Source organism: Streptomyces albireticuli (genome assembly GCF_021228125.1).
GTDB classification, from domain to species: domain Bacteria; phylum Actinomycetota; class Actinomycetes; order Streptomycetales; family Streptomycetaceae; genus Streptomyces; species Streptomyces albireticuli.
On record NZ_JAJQQS010000018.1, the window covers coordinates 170,720 to 185,988 of the forward strand.

A 15,269-nucleotide genomic window follows, 5' to 3' on the forward strand; every position below is an offset into this window, starting at 1 on the left:
GTATCAGGGAGCCGCGGTAAAGGCTTCCGGCGCTTCTACAGCACCGGAGGCGGAACAGCGCGCAGGACTCGGCACGCCGTATGAGGCGGTCGGTCGTCGTGGCGCAGAGGGCTGTTCACGTCATCCATACAAAGGGACGGCAGACCCGGGTTCAACCGGCGCGTCATGTTCCTTACGCCGCCCTGATGTCGCCGACGCCGGTCACCTGCCGGGAGAGTGGCGGCCCTGCCGGCGGCACCGCGCGGAATCGCCGGCGCCACCGCGCTCGGTACGGGGCGACGGCGTCGCTGTCGCCGACCCGGCGGCCCCGGCCGATCGGCACCAAGCGGTCCACGCCGTCGCGCACCGCCGGGATCCGGATGCCCTACGCCGGCGGTGACCGCCTCTTCACGCAGCGGACGGACGCCGGCCGGTGTCTTGTGACGCCCCCGCTACTCCACCTGATCCGCCGGCCGGCCCGCGCCGTCGGCGCCGTAACCCCGCAGCAGCGCGCTCAGGATGCCGGTCAGCCGGGGGGCGACGTCGACGACGGCGTGGGCCAGATCCGGGTCCGACTCGTAGAGGCGGCGCAGTGCGGTTCCCGGGGCGGCCATCTGCCACAGGGCGCCCGCCATCGCCGTGGCCGTGGCGACGACGTCGCCGGCCTGCGCCGGGGTCAGCGCGACCACCCGGCGCAGCGCCTCGCCCACGGCCACGACCTCGGCGATGGCGATCACCTTGAAGGACCGGACGCTGTCCAGCGAGACGTTGTGCTCGAGCGTCATCGGCGTGTGGGCGAGCAGGTCACAGAACAGGGGGCGCGCGACCAGCGTCTCGGCCAGCAGGCCGGCGGCCGCGCGCGGGCCGGGCTCCGGGTCCGCGCCGTTCGCGGCATGCGCGGAGTCCCCACCGTCCCCGCCGCCCGCTCCGGGCGCGAGGGCGGCGAGCCGCTCGCGCACCTCCCGCGACCACTCCACCCACCCGGCGGCGGCCAGGCGGAGGAAGATCTCTTCCCGGGTCTCGAAGTAGCGGAGCATCGCCGACTTGTGCAGGCCGACCTCTGCGGCGATGTCGGTCAGGGTCACCGCCCGGATGCCGTTCACCGTGGCCAGGCGGGCCGCCGCGTCGAGGATCGCGGCTTCGCGGGCGCGCTTGGCCTCGGGGCTCCGGGCTCGTGTGGGCTGACTGCGGCTGACCATGCGGACATTCTAACGCAACGAGGTTGCGCTATTAACGCAACCGTGTTTTGCTATCCGTATGGCACCTCAGACCCGAACGTGGTTCATCACCGGTTCCTCCCGCGGCTTAGGCCGCTCCCTCGCGGTCGCCGCCCTGGAGGCGGGCGACCAGGTCGCCGCCACCGCCCGTAAGCCGGAACAGCTCGCCGATCTGGTCGAGAAGTTCGGCGACAAGGTCCTCCCGCTCGCGCTCGACGTGACCGACGCCCAGGCCGCCGCGGCCGCGCTCGGCGCCGCCCGTGACCGCTTCGGCCGCGTCGACGTCATCGTCAACAACGCCGGCTACGCGAACGTCGCCCCGGTCGAGACGGCCCCGGAGGACGACTTCCGCCGCCAGTTCGAGACGAACTTCTGGGGCGTGTACAACGTCTCCAAGGCGGCGCTCCCCCTGCTGAAGGCCCAGGGCGGCGGCACCGTCGTCCAGTTCTCCTCCATCGGCGGCCGGGTGGGCGGCAGTGCCGGCCTGGGCTCCTACCAGGCCGCCAAGTTCGCCATCGACGGCCTCACCCGTGTGCTCGCCACCGAGACCGCGCCCTTCGGTATCCGCTACCTGGTCGTCGAGCCCAGCGGCTTCGCCACCGACTGGGCCGGAGCCTCCATGGACGTCCAGGACATCCCGCCGGAGTACCAGGCGACCGTCGGCGCCTTCAACGACCAGGTCCGCGACAGCCGTACCGCCGGCGACCCGGACCGCGCCGCCGCGATCCTGGTGCGCGTGGTCAAGCGCGACCACCTCCCCACCCATCTGCCCCTGGGCGCGAACGCGGCCCGGATGGCGCTCGACCACTCACGGCGGCGGACGGCCGAGGCCGAAGCCTGGCAGGCCGTCTCCGTCTCCGCCGACTTCGGCGCGCGGTACCCCGTCGGGCTTCCGGCGGACATCGCGTAGACCGGCCGCGTCACACGGTTCGACCGGAACACCGCTCCTCGTCGCGGCGGACCGGGGAAGCCCCGCGCCCCCGTCCTCGCGAAATCGCCCGACCATTCGCACTTCACGCCTGACCACTCGGACTTCACGGAGGCAGTCATGGGCCCTGGAATCAAATCCGTCCTCACGATCGGCGTCTCGGCGTCGGTGCTCTCGCTGACGCTTCTCACCGGCTCCGCGTCAGCCGCCGGCCCCGATACCCGGGAGATCTGCGTGACCGGATCCGCGTGCTTCTACGAGACCCCCTTCGAGGGAAGGACGTCCTGGCACGCCGACCCCGGGGCGGACTGCGTCACGCTCCCCTTCCCCGCCTACGGAGTGTTCAACCTGACCGACAAGCGGCTCGACATGTACGCCAACGCCGACTGCACGGGCGACGTCCTCTCGGAGCCGGCCAACGACTTCCACACCTGGAAGTCCCGGGCACCGCGCTTGAGCTTCCGGGCCGTCTGACCGCGAACACCGCCCTCGGCTCCGCGGGAGGCACGGGCTCCGGACAGAGCTCTGGAGGCCATGGGATTCCATGGCCTCCAGAACTCCCCCGCGGAGCCTGCGCGTCAGCCGCCGGCCCGGGGCTCAGCAGTAGAGGTTGCCACCCGGGTCCGCACCCAGCGTCCGGGCGAATCGCTGGTAACTGTTCACCCGGCTCTGCACCTGCGCGGGGTTGCGGCCGTCGCACTCCACGGCGCCGTTGATGCTGCGGATGGTCTCCCCGAATCCACGACCGTTGACCATCGCGTCGTGCGGCGTCATGCTGCCGGGGCCGCGCTGGGTGTTCCAGTACCACAGGGCGGTCTTCCAGGCGACGGCCGCGTCGCTCTGGACGAGCGACGGGTTGTTCAGCAAGTTGATCCCGAGGGCGTCGCCCGCCGCCTTGTAGTTGAAGTTCCAGCTGAGCTGGAGCGGACCGCGCCCGTAATAGGCGGCCTGACCGGCCGGGCAGCCGTAGGGCTGGTTCCGGTCGCAGTAGTGCGGGTAGTTGGCCGTGTTCTGCTCCACGATGTGGACCAGGCCACCGGTCTCGTGGTCGACATTGGCCAGGAAGGCCGCGGCCTCCTGCCGCTTGACCTGGTCACTGCCGGTGTTGGCGAATCCCGGGTACGCGGACAGCGCCGCGATCAGCCCGTTGTACGTGTAGAAGGAGTTCCGGCCGGGGAACATCTGCTGGAACTGGGCCTCCGTCACCGGGAACTTGCCGGTGCCCGGGTTGCCGCCGCCCTGACAGGTGTAAGGGTCCCAGTACCACGTGCTGATGATCGGGTCGTAGCCGGGATTGTCGTGTTCGGCGAGGTAGTACTTGCCGTCCGTGTACCGGACGACCGTGCCCGCCGGATACCAGGCACCGGCCGTCCAGTTGGGCGCGCTGTCGCACGGGCCCGCGGCACTCGCCGTGCCGGAGGGCACGAGGAGGACCGTACCGACCAGAGCCATTACGGCCAGCAGCAAGGTGACGAAGCGGTTTCTTCTCACGGTGACTCCTGTGGGGGTCGGATCGCTGAGGTGACACTCGCTCACTGAATGCGTGACGGGGCCGGCGAAAGGCGCTGCGGCCGTCACCCTTGCGCAGTGAATAACTCTTCAACTTCGTTGTCAACGACATGCGTCATGGGCAGCCAAACCAGCTGCATTTGGCAACCGATTCCGGACAACTGTCACTGCGGGGACTTGCGTCGGCGTCGCCCCGCATGGCACTCATGGACCGAAAGCCGGACGCGTGCCGAAGAATTGCCGCTGTCCTTCCACTTCCCGACCGGCGAGCCGTCGCGGCTCCGCGATGCCGGTTTCCGGGATGCTCGCTCCACGGATCCGTGGAGTGCACCCACCCGCCATTACCCCTGAACGAGGAGAGACCATGCGTGGAAACCGAGCTGCGCGCTCCGCTGCCGTCATCCTGGCGGTCGCCGCCACCGGCATTGCCGTCGCCGCGGGACCGGCGGCCGCCGACGTGCCCATCGGCCAGCCGATGAACGGAAAGATGACCTACTACACCGACCAGGGATTCGGCGCCTGCGGGACGCCCATCGACGCGAACTCCCAGGACCTGGTCGCGGTCTCGCCCTCGTGGTGGACCTCCGCCAACCCCAACAACGACCCTCTCTGCAAGGGCATATCGGTCGAGGTCAGCTACAACGGCAAGACCATCAGGGTGCCGGTCAAGGACAAGTGTCTCTCCTGCGACCGCACCCACATCGACCTCGGCCGCCTGGCCTTCCAGAAGCTGGCACCGCTCGACCGGGGCGTGGTCAACGGCATCACCTGGAAATTCGTGCGCTGACCCCGGCGCGCCCCCGCCGAATGACTGGTCGAACCATGACGGGGAGGAGTGGGAACCCACTCCTCCCCGCACCCCCGAATTCCTGGTAATTTCCCCAGAATTGCCGCCGCTATCCTCATCGGCACCATGATTGAGTGATACGAAAACTCATTCGCAAAACTTCGTCTTGCGGCGTATCACGACCATGGCACCCGCGGCCGAGGCCGCGGCGCCCGCTACGGTCCATGGAAGCCATGGAGCCACGCCCGGCCCTTCGTCCCCGGCACCCGCTGCCGCAATCGCAGTCGCAGTCGCAGCGCTCGTCCGATTCGGCGTCGGTGTCGGTGTCGGTGTCGGTGTCGGCCGTACCGTCACGTCCCCTCGGGCTTGCCCGGCCTTGGCGGCAGTGGCGTCGAGGACCAGTACGGCTGCCGGGAAGTCCGGTTCCTTGCCGCCCGTCGGCTGTTGGTTCCAGTTCGCCACGGTGCCGTCCGAGTACGTCTGGGCCACGTCGAAGGCGATGCTCGGTTTCTTCGGAAGCGGCCCCACCTGAACGTCGAAATAGCGGTGTCGGTCGGGCTTGAGCTCGTGGCCCGCCGCGGCGGTCCACACGATGTGCGCCGCCCCGCCCGCGGAGGCGGGGATTTCCGTGCGTGTCCATCCAGAGGCCGGTGGCACACCTGTGGACGTGACCCCGGTCGGGAGGGTGACGTCGACACGTACGGTGGTGGTGTCCGCCTTTTCGGAGGGGACCCGGAACCGCAGTGTGGCCGGGCTTCCCTCCGTGGCGCCCTCGGAGAACACCCGCACGTGTGCCGAGGCGGTTCCCGTGAGCGGGAGGAGTGCTCCCACGACCGTTGCCAGTACCGCGGCCGTCCGGTGTGCGCGCCGGCCGGGGCGCGTGCGAGGTGTGCGTGTCATGGTGGCGTGCGTCCTTTCAGCAGCAGTCGCAGTACAGGAGGTCGGCGGCCTCGACACCGCTGTCCGAGCCGTGGTGCGCGGAGGTGGCCGCGGCCGACATCCGGGCCAGGGTCTGCGCGGTGGCCTTGCCTTGGGACGTGAGGGAGACACCCACGCCGGTGAAGTCGGCGAAGGCCAGGACCTGGGCCGCGTTGCCCGAGGAGTCCGTGGTGAAGGACAGCAGCGGTGTCTTGGCGCCGTCCTTCCGGACCGCGTACGCCCGGTAGGTCGTGGTCGGCCGGAGGTCACGGGCCTGGAGCTGGATCATGCCGAGTCCGCTGACGGTCCGGACCGTGGCTTCCAGCCGGCGTCCCTTGTCGTCCGGGCGCATGGGCTCACCCGCCGTTCCGTCGGGGAGGGTGGTGGGCACGTTACGTGGTGTGTCGCCGAGGCCCTGGCGGCCGAGGTTGGCCGCGGATCCGGCGGGCGCCGCGTCGGGCACGTACACCAGGGCCTGGGGCTCCTTGCCGACGCCCATCGTGTCGGTCACCTTGTTGGTCGCGGTGTCGATGACGTCGACCGTGTCGGACTTCTCCATGCCCACGTACATGCGTGTGCCGTCTCCGCTGGGCCACATGCCGTGCGGTGCGTGCCCGGTGTGGTGGATCCGAGTCGCCAACCGCGGTGTGCCGCCCGGGTTACGGTGGTAGACGAGCGTCTGGTCGAGACCGCCCACGGTCAGATAGGCGAACGAGCCGTTCCTCGTGTCGGCGAAGTTGGGGTGGTTGGAGTCCGGTCCGGTCTTCAGCACGGCCGTGACCCTGCGGTGCCGGAGATCGACGACGCTGGTCAGGCCCGCGCGTTTATGCGATGCCCACAGCTCCGTGCCGTCGGGCGAGATCGCTTCGTCGGAGGAGAAGGCGTCCCCCAGGCCCTTGACGGTGTAGCGGATCCTGTGGGTGCGCACGTCGACCGCGGTGATCTCGGACGCGCTGATGTGGTTGACGTAGGCCGTCCTGCCGTCGGGGCTGAGAACCACTTTGGACGGGCCGGGGCCGACCTTGATGTGGGTGACGACGCCTCCGCGCACCGCGTCGACGACCGTGACGGTGTCGCGTCCGCGGTCGGCCACCCAGAACTGTTCGCCGTCCGCGGTGAAGGTGCCCTCGTGCGAGGCGCGGCCGACGTCGGTCTCGCTGATCACCTTGTTGGTGGCCGTGTCGATGATGTCGACGGTGTTGCTCGTGACGCTCACCACGCCGAGGCGCTTGTGGTCACGGGAGAAGGCCAGACCGTGCACTCCCACGTTGCCGGTGTACTGCGGGCTGAGCGTGGTGCCCAGACGCTGGACTCCGAGGGCGATCGTGCCGAGCGTCCGGCCGGTGGACGGGTCGATGACCGTGACCGTGTTGGAGGTCTGGTCGGCGGTGTACACGCGATCGCGGCCCGATATGGGCACGTGGACCGACTTTCCGTAAGCCGCGGCGGCCTTCACCTCACCGTGCCGGACGGAGGTCGGGTGCGACGGTTGGGCGGCCTGGGCGAGGCTCACCGCCCCGAGCGCAGTTGCTCCGATGCCGGTCAGCACCGCGGTGACACCGGCGATCCTTCTGATCGAAAACACTGACAAACCTCCATATAAGGCACACCTGTGGGTGCGTTGAGGGAGGGTCCGGCAGACAACCGGCCCTGATGAGGGGGTGGCCGGGGACGACGAGGCGGGACGCCGCCCCGTGTCAGGCCCTGCGACGCGGCCCTGCGGGGGCCTGGGCGACGAAGCGCCCGTCAGCGTCCTGGACGTACAGCGTGACGACGGCGTCCTTGCTCATGGCGGTGGTCATGCGCACGCGCAGCGGGGCTTCGCCCCGCCCGCTCACCCGCACACTGCCCGCCTGCACCCGCTCACCACCGGAGTCGCCCGTCATCAGCCGGTAAGTGCCGCCGGCCCGTAGTCCGGACAGCGACACCGGGATCTCGGTGCCCCAGGGATGCGCGATCATCTCACCGTCCTGTGCGACGTGGACGGAGGCGACGGACGTGCGGGTGTCGTCACCGGCGTCCGCCACGACGGTGACGAAGGCCGCGCAGGCCGCCAGCACCAGGGACGCGATTCCGGCCGCCACCAGGCGGCGTACGGGCATGCGCGCCCGTACCGTGTCGACGACGGTTGTCCCGCTGGGCTCGGGAAGAGCGGACGGGACACGGAGGAAGTCGGCCCGCTCGAAGGTGCGCACCACCCGGCGCACTCCTTCCGTTTCCTGGGCGCACCCCTCGCACGACGCCGCGTGGCGGGCGAGCGGATCGGGCAGCGGCCTGCCCAGGAGCAGGAGTTCCGTGACCTCCTCGCGGATCGCGGTGCAGAAGTCGTTCATGGCGCCAGCCATCCGTTCTCGTCGAGGATGCCGCGCAGCGCGCGGATGCCGTGGTACAGGCGACTGCGGGCGCTGGAGGCAGGGATGCCGAGTTCACCGGCCAGATCCGCGCAGCTCCTGCCCAGGAAGTACACCTCGATGACCACTTCCCGGTGCTCGGGGCGCAGACGGTCCAGGGCCTCGCGCAACTCGATCCGTGCCAGCAACCGGTCGTACGGGTCGGCGTCCGCGCCCGCGCCCTCCCGCCCCGCCTCCTCCGCACGGGCCGCGGGCGGCCGGGCCTCCCGGCGCCGCCGGGCGTCCACGATCACGTTGCGGGCGATGGCGTACAGCCAGGTCCGCGGGGTACCACGGCTGCTGTCGAAGGAGTCCGAAGCGCGCCACGCCCGCAGGAACACCTCCTGGACCACCTCCTCGGCCAGCTGGTGGTCACCGAGCGCGTTGTGCGCGAAACCCAGAAGCTCGCCACCGAACTCGGCATAGGCGGCCCGCACGCCCTTCTCACTACCGAAAGCCGCTCCCTCCGCCTTCCGCCGAGCGCGCCACATGCGGACGCCCACTACGAACGCCTGCCTTTCCCGGCATGCCACACACCCATCCGGCATCCTCCGATCTCGCCATGCGTGATTGCGCGAGGGGATACGGGGGCAGGGGCGGCAGTGTTGAAGGGATCGAACGTGACCTGAGCCACATGGTGCGACTGTCATGCCCGGAGCCTTCGCACGACCGGTGTCGGACGCGGCGAAAGGTGACCGACCCGGCCAGGCCCGAACGCCACCGGGACCGCCCGCCGCCCCTCTTCGACCGTGCCCTCGGCAAGGGCCGACCCCTGGGACGACCCCATGGGTCACAGGTCCTAGTGCCTTCTGACCAGGCGGAACCACGACCAGAGCCCGATCCGGAAGAACATCTTCCGGATCTAGCGTGGTGGTCATGCAAGAAGCTGGCCAGAAACCATCGGCCGAAGACGGTGCCCTCGCGCTCGTACGCGGGTACGCGGAGCACGACCCCACCGCGGTGGCGGAGACCCTCGCCGCGCTGGATCCGTCCGGGCGGGCGATCGCATACGGCGTGCTCGGCGGCCTGCTCCAGTTCACCTTGAGCATCGTGGAGATCGGCGACCGCGACATCCGGATCTGCCGTCTGCTGCGCCTGGCGGACTCGATCGCCCCCGCGGTGCCACCGTCCTACGGTCCCGCCGTCGCCGAGGCCGTACGGGCCTGGGCCCGCGACGACCAAGCGGCGGTACGGCAGGTCACCGGCACGGACCCGGCGTGCGCCCTGCACGTGTCGGCCGTCTTCGTCGCGGCCCTGGGACTGGCGCTGTGGGGCCGCGCCTCCTTTCTGAACGTACTGACGGAATATGAGCAGGTCCTCACGGATCCCCCGACCGGGCAACGGCCGGCGCCCTGACACCACCGGGCCCCTGACTCTCGCCGGCTTCGTCGTCGATGCCCATCCATGGCCGAAGCCGGCGAGAACCCCCGTGACGCGCGGGAACAACCCGCCCGTGCCCAGCCGTGGCGGATGAACCGGCGCGTCGACGACGAGGAGTGGCGTGATGTCCGTACCGCTGGGTGACCAGCTGCCTCGGTCCGTCCTGCGGTTGTTCACCCCCTCCGAGAGGGAGCGGCCGGAGGGACAATGTTTCCTCCTCGTCACCGTGGACGCGGACGGCTGCCCCCGTCCGTGCGTGCTGAGCGTGGGGGACCTGTGCCCGATCGGCGACCGGCGGTTGCGCGCGGCCGTGCGGCCCGGCAGCCGGACGGCCGCGAACCTCGGCAGCGGACGGCCCGCGCTGCTCACCTCGGCCGCGCCACCGGACGTCTTCCACGTCCGGCTCGCCCCGGCCCGGCTGCCGGACGCTCCCGGCAGCCCGCTCGCCCGCTTCGAGTTCACGGTCGTGTCCGTCGACCGGGACGGACACGAAGGGCTGCCCGTCACCCGGCCCATGTGGTTCGCCGCACACCCCGAGCGGCGGGAGGACGTGCTGGCCCTGTGGCGGGAACAGCACAGGGTGCTCGTCCACTGACCGGCACGGGTACCGGACCCCGCGCGAGGCTCAAGTCCTCCGCTCCCGCCCGACGGCCCACCCGCCCCGGCCCTGCCCGGTCGCGTACCGAAGGACCCGGGATACACCCCCGACGCAACACCTGAGCGGCCTCGGCCGCCTGGAGGAGATCAGCACATGCCCAGCCGTACCGCTCTCGTCGAAGGACTCATGGACCGCTTCCCGCACCTGCCGCGGGAAGCGGTGATCAAGGAGGATCTGCTGCGCGGCGGCATGGCCTTCGACGCCTCGGCGCTGAGCGGCAACGACGGCGGTGAGGTGAAGCCGAAGTCGTACTTCATCTTCTCCTTCGATCACGGAACCCTGCCCGAGCTGGGCGAGGCCGCCTTGCGCCGCCCGCCGGAGGAAGTGGTGCTGACCGGCGGCCCCTACGGGCTGCGCCGCACGGTGGTGTCCGTGCGGGTCAACCCGGCGTCGCCCTACCGGGTTTCGGCCGGCCCCGACGGCCTCCTCGGGCTCTATCTCGACGGCGCGCGGATCGCGGACGTCGGTCTGCCGCCGATGCCGGACTACTACCGGCACGCGCTGGCCAACGGGAAGTCGGTGATGGAGGTCGCGCCGACCATCCAGTGGGGCTATCTGATCTACCTGACGGTCTTCCGGGTCTGCCAGTACTTCGGCGCCAAGCAGGAGTGCCGGTACTGCGACATCAACCACAACTGGCACCAGCACAAGGCCGCCGGCCGCCCCTACACCGGCGTCAAACCCGTCGAGGAGGTGCTGGAGGCCCTGGAGATCATCGACCGGCACGACACCGCGGGGGCCTCCACGGCGTACACCCTGACCGGCGGGGCGATTACGGGCCGGGTCGGCGGGCGGGACGAAGCCGGTTTCTACGGGCGGTACGCCCAGGCCATCGAGGAGCGCTTCCCGGGCCGCTGGATCGGCAAGGTCGTCGCCCAGGCCCTCCCCAAGGCCGACGTGCGGCGCTTCCACGACTACGGCATCCGCATCTACCACCCCAACTACGAGGTGTGGGACGAGCGGCTCTTCCAGCTCTACTGCCCGGGCAAGGAACGGCACGTCGGGCGCGACGAATGGCACCGCCGGATCCTGGACTCCGCCGACGTCTTCGGGCCGCGCAACGTGATCCCCAACTTCGTGGCCGGTGTGGAGATGGCGGCCCCGGCGGGCTTCACCACCGTCGACGAGGCCATCGCCTCCACGGTGGAAGGCCTGCGGTTCTTCATGTCCCACGGCATCGTCCCGCGGTTCACGACCTGGTGCCCCGAACCCACCACACCCCTGGGCCGGGCCAACCCCCAGGGGGCACCGCTGGAGTACCACGTCCGGCTGCTGGAGGCCTACGGAGCCACGATGCGTGAGTTCGGACTGAGTTCACCGCCCGGGTACGGGCCGGCGGGTCCGGGGCGCGCGGTCTTCTCGGTCAGCTCCTTCATGGACAGCCTGCCCGAGACACCGGAGGAAGCGAAGTGAACTTCCGCACGCCGATCCCGGCGCTCTTCCCCGGCGCCTCGGGCCGCATCGTCACGGCCCTCACAGCGCACCACACCGCCTTCGGTGACGCGCCCTTGCCCCTCGCCGAGCTCGCCCGCGACGCGTCCGTGGCCCTCACGCAGCTGGAGGCCACGCTCTTCCGCCTCGGCCTGCTGGGCATGCTCGAGCACCGGGCCCGTGGCGATCATGTGCGCCCGGTCCGCGGACACATCGCCTGGAAGGCCCTCGACGGCCTCGCCGACCTCGGCGGGCGCGTGGTGGAGGAGGTCCGAGCACGAGCCGCCGCGGACCTCGATCCGGCACCCGCCCACCTCACGCTCTCCGGCCCGGTGGCCGACGGAAGCGCCACCCACCCCGCCGACGTACTCGAACTGATCGTCGTACCCCCGCACGCGGCCCCCGCCGACTGGCCGGAGCGGATCGACCGCATGGCGGCACGGCTCTCCCGGGCCCTGGGCAACCTCGTCACCGTCCGTATCACGGCCACCCCCGAAGAGGCCGGCGGGCCTTCCCTCGTCATCACCCCGTCCGACGGCTCACCGAAGTCGTCACGTGAGTAAGGACATGTTCATGCTTTCCCGTTCGCTCGTGCCCAAGGTGAAGGTCAGCGCGCGCTGCGACCTGCCCCACGGCGTCCACGATCCCGCCCGGGCCCGCGTCGAGGCGGATTCGGTCAAGGCCCTCCGGGAAAGACACGGGGCGAACGAGAGCGCGGACTTCCGCGCCCGTGCGCTCATGAAGGCCGGCGAGAAGGAGCTGGAGCTCACAGCCGGGATCCACCGCATGTTCCGGGAGACGAAGAAGGTATGAGCAGCCACCGCGGGACGGACGGCGTCGTCATCGCCGGAGCAGGGGTGGCCGGGGCGCAGACCGCCGTGGCCCTGCGCGAGCGGGGCTACGGCGGGCCCGTCGTCATCGTCGGAGCCGAACCCCACCGCCCCTACGACAGACCCGCGTTGTCCAAGGGCGTCCTGATGGGGACCGCGCAGGACCCGGCCTACGACATCGACTTCGACGCCCTCGACGTCGAACTGCGGCTGGGCGTCGAGGTGACCGGGCTGCACCCCCGCACCCGCACGCTCGACACCACGGCGGGCCCGGTCCCCTACCGGACCCTGGTCCTGGCGACCGGCGCCGAGCCCGTTCCTCTCCCCGGAGCCGACGGCGTCCACCTGTTGCGGACGCTCACCGACGCCAGGCGTCTGCGGAGCGTCCTCGCCGAGCGCCGTGACGTCGTCGTGGTCGGCGCCGGCTGGATCGGCGCCGAACTCACCGGCGTCGCCCGCGCGTCGGGCTGCGCGGTCACCGTGGTGGAGGCCGCCGACCGCCCTCTGGCCGGTTCCCTGCCCGCGGAAGCGACCGCGCCGATGGCCGACTGGTACGCCCAGGCGGGAGCGGAACTCCTGCTGGGCGCGCGGGTGTCGGCGTACGAGCGGGGCGCCGTCGTGCTGGCCGACGGACGGCGGCTCACCACCGACGCTGTGGTCGCCGGCGTCGGCGCCCGGCCGGCCACCGCCTGGCTCGCCGGCTCCGGCATCGCGCTCGGCCCGGACGGCTCGGTCACGGCCGACGACCGGCTGCGCACCTCGCTGCCCGATGTGTACGCGGTCGGCGACTGCGCCTCCTTCCCCTCCGCTCGCTTCGGCACCCGGCTGCTCGTCCACCATTGGGACAACGCCCTGCACGGTCCCCGCACCGTGGCCGCCGGCATCACCGGCGGCGCACCGGATCCCTATGACCCCGTGCCGTACTTCTGGTCGGAACAGTTCGGCCGTCATGTGCAGTACGCGGGCCATCACGCGGCCGCCGACACCGTTGTGCGACGTGGAAAGTCGACGGACACCGAGTGGGCCGTGCTGTGGCTGCGCGACGGCGTACCGGTCGCGCTGCTCACCGTGAACCGCCCCCGCGACCTGGCACAGGGCCGCAAACTGATCGGCGTCGGCGCACGGGTCGACGCCGCCCGCGCGGCCGACCCGTCCGTGCCGCTGAAGGCAACGGTCATCGCCCCCGCGCGGGCCCAGGGACCCGGCGAGGGCCCGGCGCGCCCCGATTCGACGTTCCGGGCAGATCAGGTCTTCTCCGGTCAGAGCCTATAACCGGACTCCGGCGCCCGATTCTTGGCGAGTCGGGTCCGCGCGGAGATCCGGACCGGCCGCGGTTCGTGATCGACTCCGTGAGCACACGGGCGATGAACGAGGACCTGACGGACCCGCACACCGGCTGCGGGCGAAGCGGCGGTCGCGCGAACTGCCAGCGCGAAAGCCCCTGTTCGGTTCGGGATGATGCCGTCCGAGCCCTGCCCCCAGCCGGGGCCGCGACTGACCGCGACTCCGTCTTCGGCGTGTTTCACGACCCGCCCCGGGGTGCCCCGGTGCGCCGTACCCGCCGGCAACCCGGGAGAGCGGGACACCTCCGCTGCCGCCTTCCGGTCCGGGCGTCGGAGGGCCGAACAGGACCTCCGTGGGCATCCCCGGCTCGAGAACGACCGGCTCGTGGGGGGACATGGTCTCAGTGGCGTATACAGGCGCCTTGCGGCCCTTTCCCGGCGTCGTCGGCCTCCCGGGCATCGGGGGCCCCTGACTCCAACTGTGCGCCTCGCGGCTCCACGCCGCATGGCCGGCCCGGTACACGGTCGGCCGCGCTCTACCGCGTGAACACCGGCAAGGACTCCAGCCCTCGCATAAGTCGCGTACGCCGCCATCGGAGTTCGCCGGGCGGGACCGCGAGGCGGAGCCCGGGAAACCGGGTCAGGAGCGCACGGAGGGCGATCTCCGCCTCGGCCAGGGCAAGGGGGGCTCCCGGGCAACGGTGGATTCCGTGGCCGAACGCCAGGTGGCCTCCGGCGTCGCGGTCGGCGTCGGGGCGGCCGGGAGCCGGGTACCGGGCGGGGTCTCGGTTCGCCGCTGCGGGTGAGATGAGCACGGGGACGCCGGCGGGGATTTCGGTATCGCCGAGTGCGATCGCTTCCGTGGTGTATCGGAAGGTGGCGATTCCGACCGGTGAGTCATAGCGCAGCAGTTCGTTCAGCATGCTGTCGATCCGGGCGGGGTCGCTTCGTGCGTCGCTGAGGAGGGCGGGGTGCTGAAGGAGCGCCAGGACGGCGTTGCCGATGAAGTTCGTGGTGGTTTCGTGACCGGCGACGAGGAGCAGGACGGCGAGGGAGACCAACTCGTCCTCGCCGAGCTGTTCGCCTTCGCCTTCGCCTTCCTCCCGGACGGTGATGAGGTCGTGCAGCAGGCTGTCGTCCGGGGCGCGGCGCTTGGCCTCGATGAGGTCGGCCATATAGCCGGCCACGGCGTGGGAGGCCACGTCGATCCGTTGGGGCTGCCCGGCGGCGAAGAGGTCGTTCGACCAGATCCGCACCTGGGACCGATCGGTCTCGGGCACGCCGAGCAGCTGGCAGATCACCGTCACCGGCAGCGGGACGGCCAGACCGGTGACGAGGTCCGCCGCACCGTTCTCCGGGAGAGCGTCGAGAAGGTGGTCGACAGTGTGCTGGATATGCGGGCGCAGGCGGGTGACGGCGCCGGTGGTGAACGCTTTGGTCACCAAGCGGCGCAGCCGGGTGTGTTCGGGCGGGTCGGTGGCGAGCATGGTGCGGGCCACCGCGGGGTGCAGGTCGCGGCCGGAGGTACGGTCGGCGAAGAACCTGGCGGTGTCCTTGGACAGGCGCGGGTCGGTGAAGGCCGCCTTCGCTTCGGCGTAGCCGGTCACGAGGTAGCCGGACCGGCCTCCGGAGCCGGTGGCCACCTGGCTCACCGGGGCCGTCGCCCGGAGTTCGTCGTAGAAGGGGTAGGGGTTCCGGAGGAACTCCGGGGACGACAGCGGGTCGCTCATGGTGTGGGGACGGCTTCCTTGTCCTGGACGGTCTCGGTGGTGGTCGCGCGCACGACGCCGCTGTCGCGTACGCCTGGACGAGCACACGCGTACGCCCGGGCGACGAGCGCAGCAGCCATTCTGTCCCGGCTCGCACGCCGCCTTCTCGTCCGCCGGTGCCGGTGCGGGCCGGGCGAGCAGCCGTACCCACGCGAGGGTGCCCGGCACGAGACGCGATCGTGCCCGACGT

At 71.0% G+C, this 15,269-nt stretch carries 17 protein-coding genes; 9 read left to right on the forward strand and 8 right to left on the reverse strand.

Features of this window, described 5'->3' with window-relative positions; translation table 11 throughout:
* Positions 1–431: 431 nt before the first annotated feature.
* Positions 432–1,178, reverse strand: a complete 747-nt coding sequence (locus LUZ64_RS28595; RefSeq protein WP_095582455.1) for a TetR/AcrR family transcriptional regulator — start codon at positions 1,176–1,178, stop codon at positions 432–434.
* A 58-nt stretch (positions 1,179–1,236) separates the two neighbouring features.
* Here LUZ64_RS28595 and LUZ64_RS28600 point away from each other — a divergent pair, with 58 nt between their 5' ends.
* Positions 1,237–2,106 (forward strand): SDR family NAD(P)-dependent oxidoreductase, encoded by an 870-nt coding sequence (locus LUZ64_RS28600; RefSeq protein ID WP_095582454.1) that lies wholly within the window; start codon positions 1,237–1,239, stop codon positions 2,104–2,106.
* Between the two features lie 138 nt (positions 2,107–2,244).
* The gene (locus LUZ64_RS28605) at positions 2,245–2,598 is read left to right on the forward strand and encodes a hypothetical protein (RefSeq protein ID WP_095582453.1); all 354 of its coding nucleotides are present in this window, start codon (positions 2,245–2,247) and stop codon (positions 2,596–2,598) included.
* 123 nt (positions 2,599–2,721) lie between these two features.
* Here LUZ64_RS28605 and LUZ64_RS28610 read toward each other — a convergent pair whose 3' ends face one another.
* Positions 2,722–3,576 (reverse strand): glycoside hydrolase family 19 protein, encoded by an 855-nt coding sequence (locus LUZ64_RS28610; RefSeq protein WP_095582506.1) that lies wholly within the window; start codon positions 3,574–3,576, stop codon positions 2,722–2,724.
* A 421-nt stretch (positions 3,577–3,997) separates the two neighbouring features.
* On the opposite strand from LUZ64_RS28610, the gene LUZ64_RS28615 reads away from it, so the two are divergent.
* A complete protein-coding gene (locus LUZ64_RS28615) occupies positions 3,998–4,420 on the forward strand; it encodes a cysteine/serine endopeptidase inhibitor (protein ID WP_095582452.1) in 423 nt (140 codons plus the stop codon).
* Between the two features lie 147 nt (positions 4,421–4,567).
* On the opposite strand, the gene LUZ64_RS28620 is transcribed toward LUZ64_RS28615, so the two are convergent.
* The 4 genes from LUZ64_RS28620 to LUZ64_RS28635 form a co-directional block, all read right to left on the reverse strand.
* Positions 4,568–5,320: a DUF1775 domain-containing protein gene (locus LUZ64_RS28620; RefSeq protein WP_095582451.1), complete on the reverse strand. Its 753-nt coding sequence runs from the start codon at positions 5,318–5,320 to the stop codon at positions 4,568–4,570.
* A 16-nt stretch (positions 5,321–5,336) separates the two neighbouring features.
* Entirely contained in the window at positions 5,337–6,923 is a 1,587-nt protein-coding gene (locus tag LUZ64_RS28625; RefSeq protein WP_170116808.1) for a beta-propeller fold lactonase family protein, read from the reverse strand.
* A 112-nt stretch (positions 6,924–7,035) separates the two neighbouring features.
* Positions 7,036–7,671 carry a hypothetical protein gene (locus LUZ64_RS28630; protein ID WP_095582449.1) on the reverse strand — a complete coding sequence of 212 codons (636 nt, stop codon included), beginning with the start codon at positions 7,669–7,671 and terminating at the stop codon, positions 7,036–7,038.
* A complete protein-coding gene (locus LUZ64_RS28635) occupies positions 7,668–8,165 on the reverse strand; it encodes a sigma-70 family RNA polymerase sigma factor (RefSeq protein ID WP_211305077.1) in 498 nt (165 codons plus the stop codon). The genes LUZ64_RS28630 and LUZ64_RS28635 overlap by 4 nt, the downstream gene beginning before the upstream one ends.
* 439 nt (positions 8,166–8,604) lie before the next feature.
* On the opposite strand from LUZ64_RS28635, the gene LUZ64_RS28640 reads away from it, so the two are divergent.
* The 6 genes from LUZ64_RS28640 (at position 8,605) to LUZ64_RS28665 (ending at position 13,299) form a co-directional block, all read left to right on the forward strand.
* Entirely contained in the window at positions 8,605–9,084 is a 480-nt protein-coding gene (locus tag LUZ64_RS28640; protein WP_095582504.1) for a hypothetical protein, read from the forward strand.
* A 148-nt stretch (positions 9,085–9,232) separates the two neighbouring features.
* A complete protein-coding gene (locus tag LUZ64_RS28645; protein WP_095582448.1) occupies positions 9,233–9,703 on the forward strand; it encodes a hypothetical protein in 471 nt (156 codons plus the stop codon).
* 156 nt (positions 9,704–9,859) lie between these two features.
* The gene (locus LUZ64_RS28650) at positions 9,860–11,179 is read left to right on the forward strand and encodes a radical SAM protein (protein ID WP_095582447.1); all 1,320 of its coding nucleotides are present in this window, start codon (positions 9,860–9,862) and stop codon (positions 11,177–11,179) included.
* On the forward strand, positions 11,176–11,760 hold the full coding sequence (locus tag LUZ64_RS28655; protein ID WP_095582446.1) for a hypothetical protein: 585 nt from the start codon (positions 11,176–11,178) through the stop codon (positions 11,758–11,760). The genes LUZ64_RS28650 and LUZ64_RS28655 overlap by 4 nt, the downstream gene beginning before the upstream one ends.
* Positions 11,761–11,770: 10 nt before the next feature.
* Positions 11,771–12,010: a superoxide dismutase [Ni] gene (locus LUZ64_RS28660; RefSeq protein WP_095582503.1), complete on the forward strand. Its 240-nt coding sequence runs from the start codon at positions 11,771–11,773 to the stop codon at positions 12,008–12,010.
* Positions 12,007–13,299 carry an NAD(P)/FAD-dependent oxidoreductase gene (locus LUZ64_RS28665; protein WP_095582445.1) on the forward strand — a complete coding sequence of 431 codons (1,293 nt, stop codon included), beginning with the start codon at positions 12,007–12,009 and terminating at the stop codon, positions 13,297–13,299. Before LUZ64_RS28660 ends, LUZ64_RS28665 begins: the two co-directional genes overlap by 4 nt.
* Before the next feature lie 547 nt (positions 13,300–13,846).
* On the opposite strand, the gene LUZ64_RS28670 is transcribed toward LUZ64_RS28665, so the two are convergent.
* Together LUZ64_RS28670 and LUZ64_RS37290 are read right to left on the reverse strand one after the other, a co-directional pair.
* Positions 13,847–15,040, reverse strand: coding sequence for a cytochrome P450 family protein (locus tag LUZ64_RS28670; protein ID WP_095582444.1), 1,194 nt, complete (start codon positions 15,038–15,040; stop codon positions 13,847–13,849).
* Entirely contained in the window at positions 15,037–15,159 is a 123-nt protein-coding gene (locus LUZ64_RS37290; protein WP_267897184.1) for a hypothetical protein, read from the reverse strand. Before LUZ64_RS37290 ends, LUZ64_RS28670 begins: the two co-directional genes overlap by 4 nt.
* Positions 15,160–15,269: the final 110 nt, after the last annotated feature.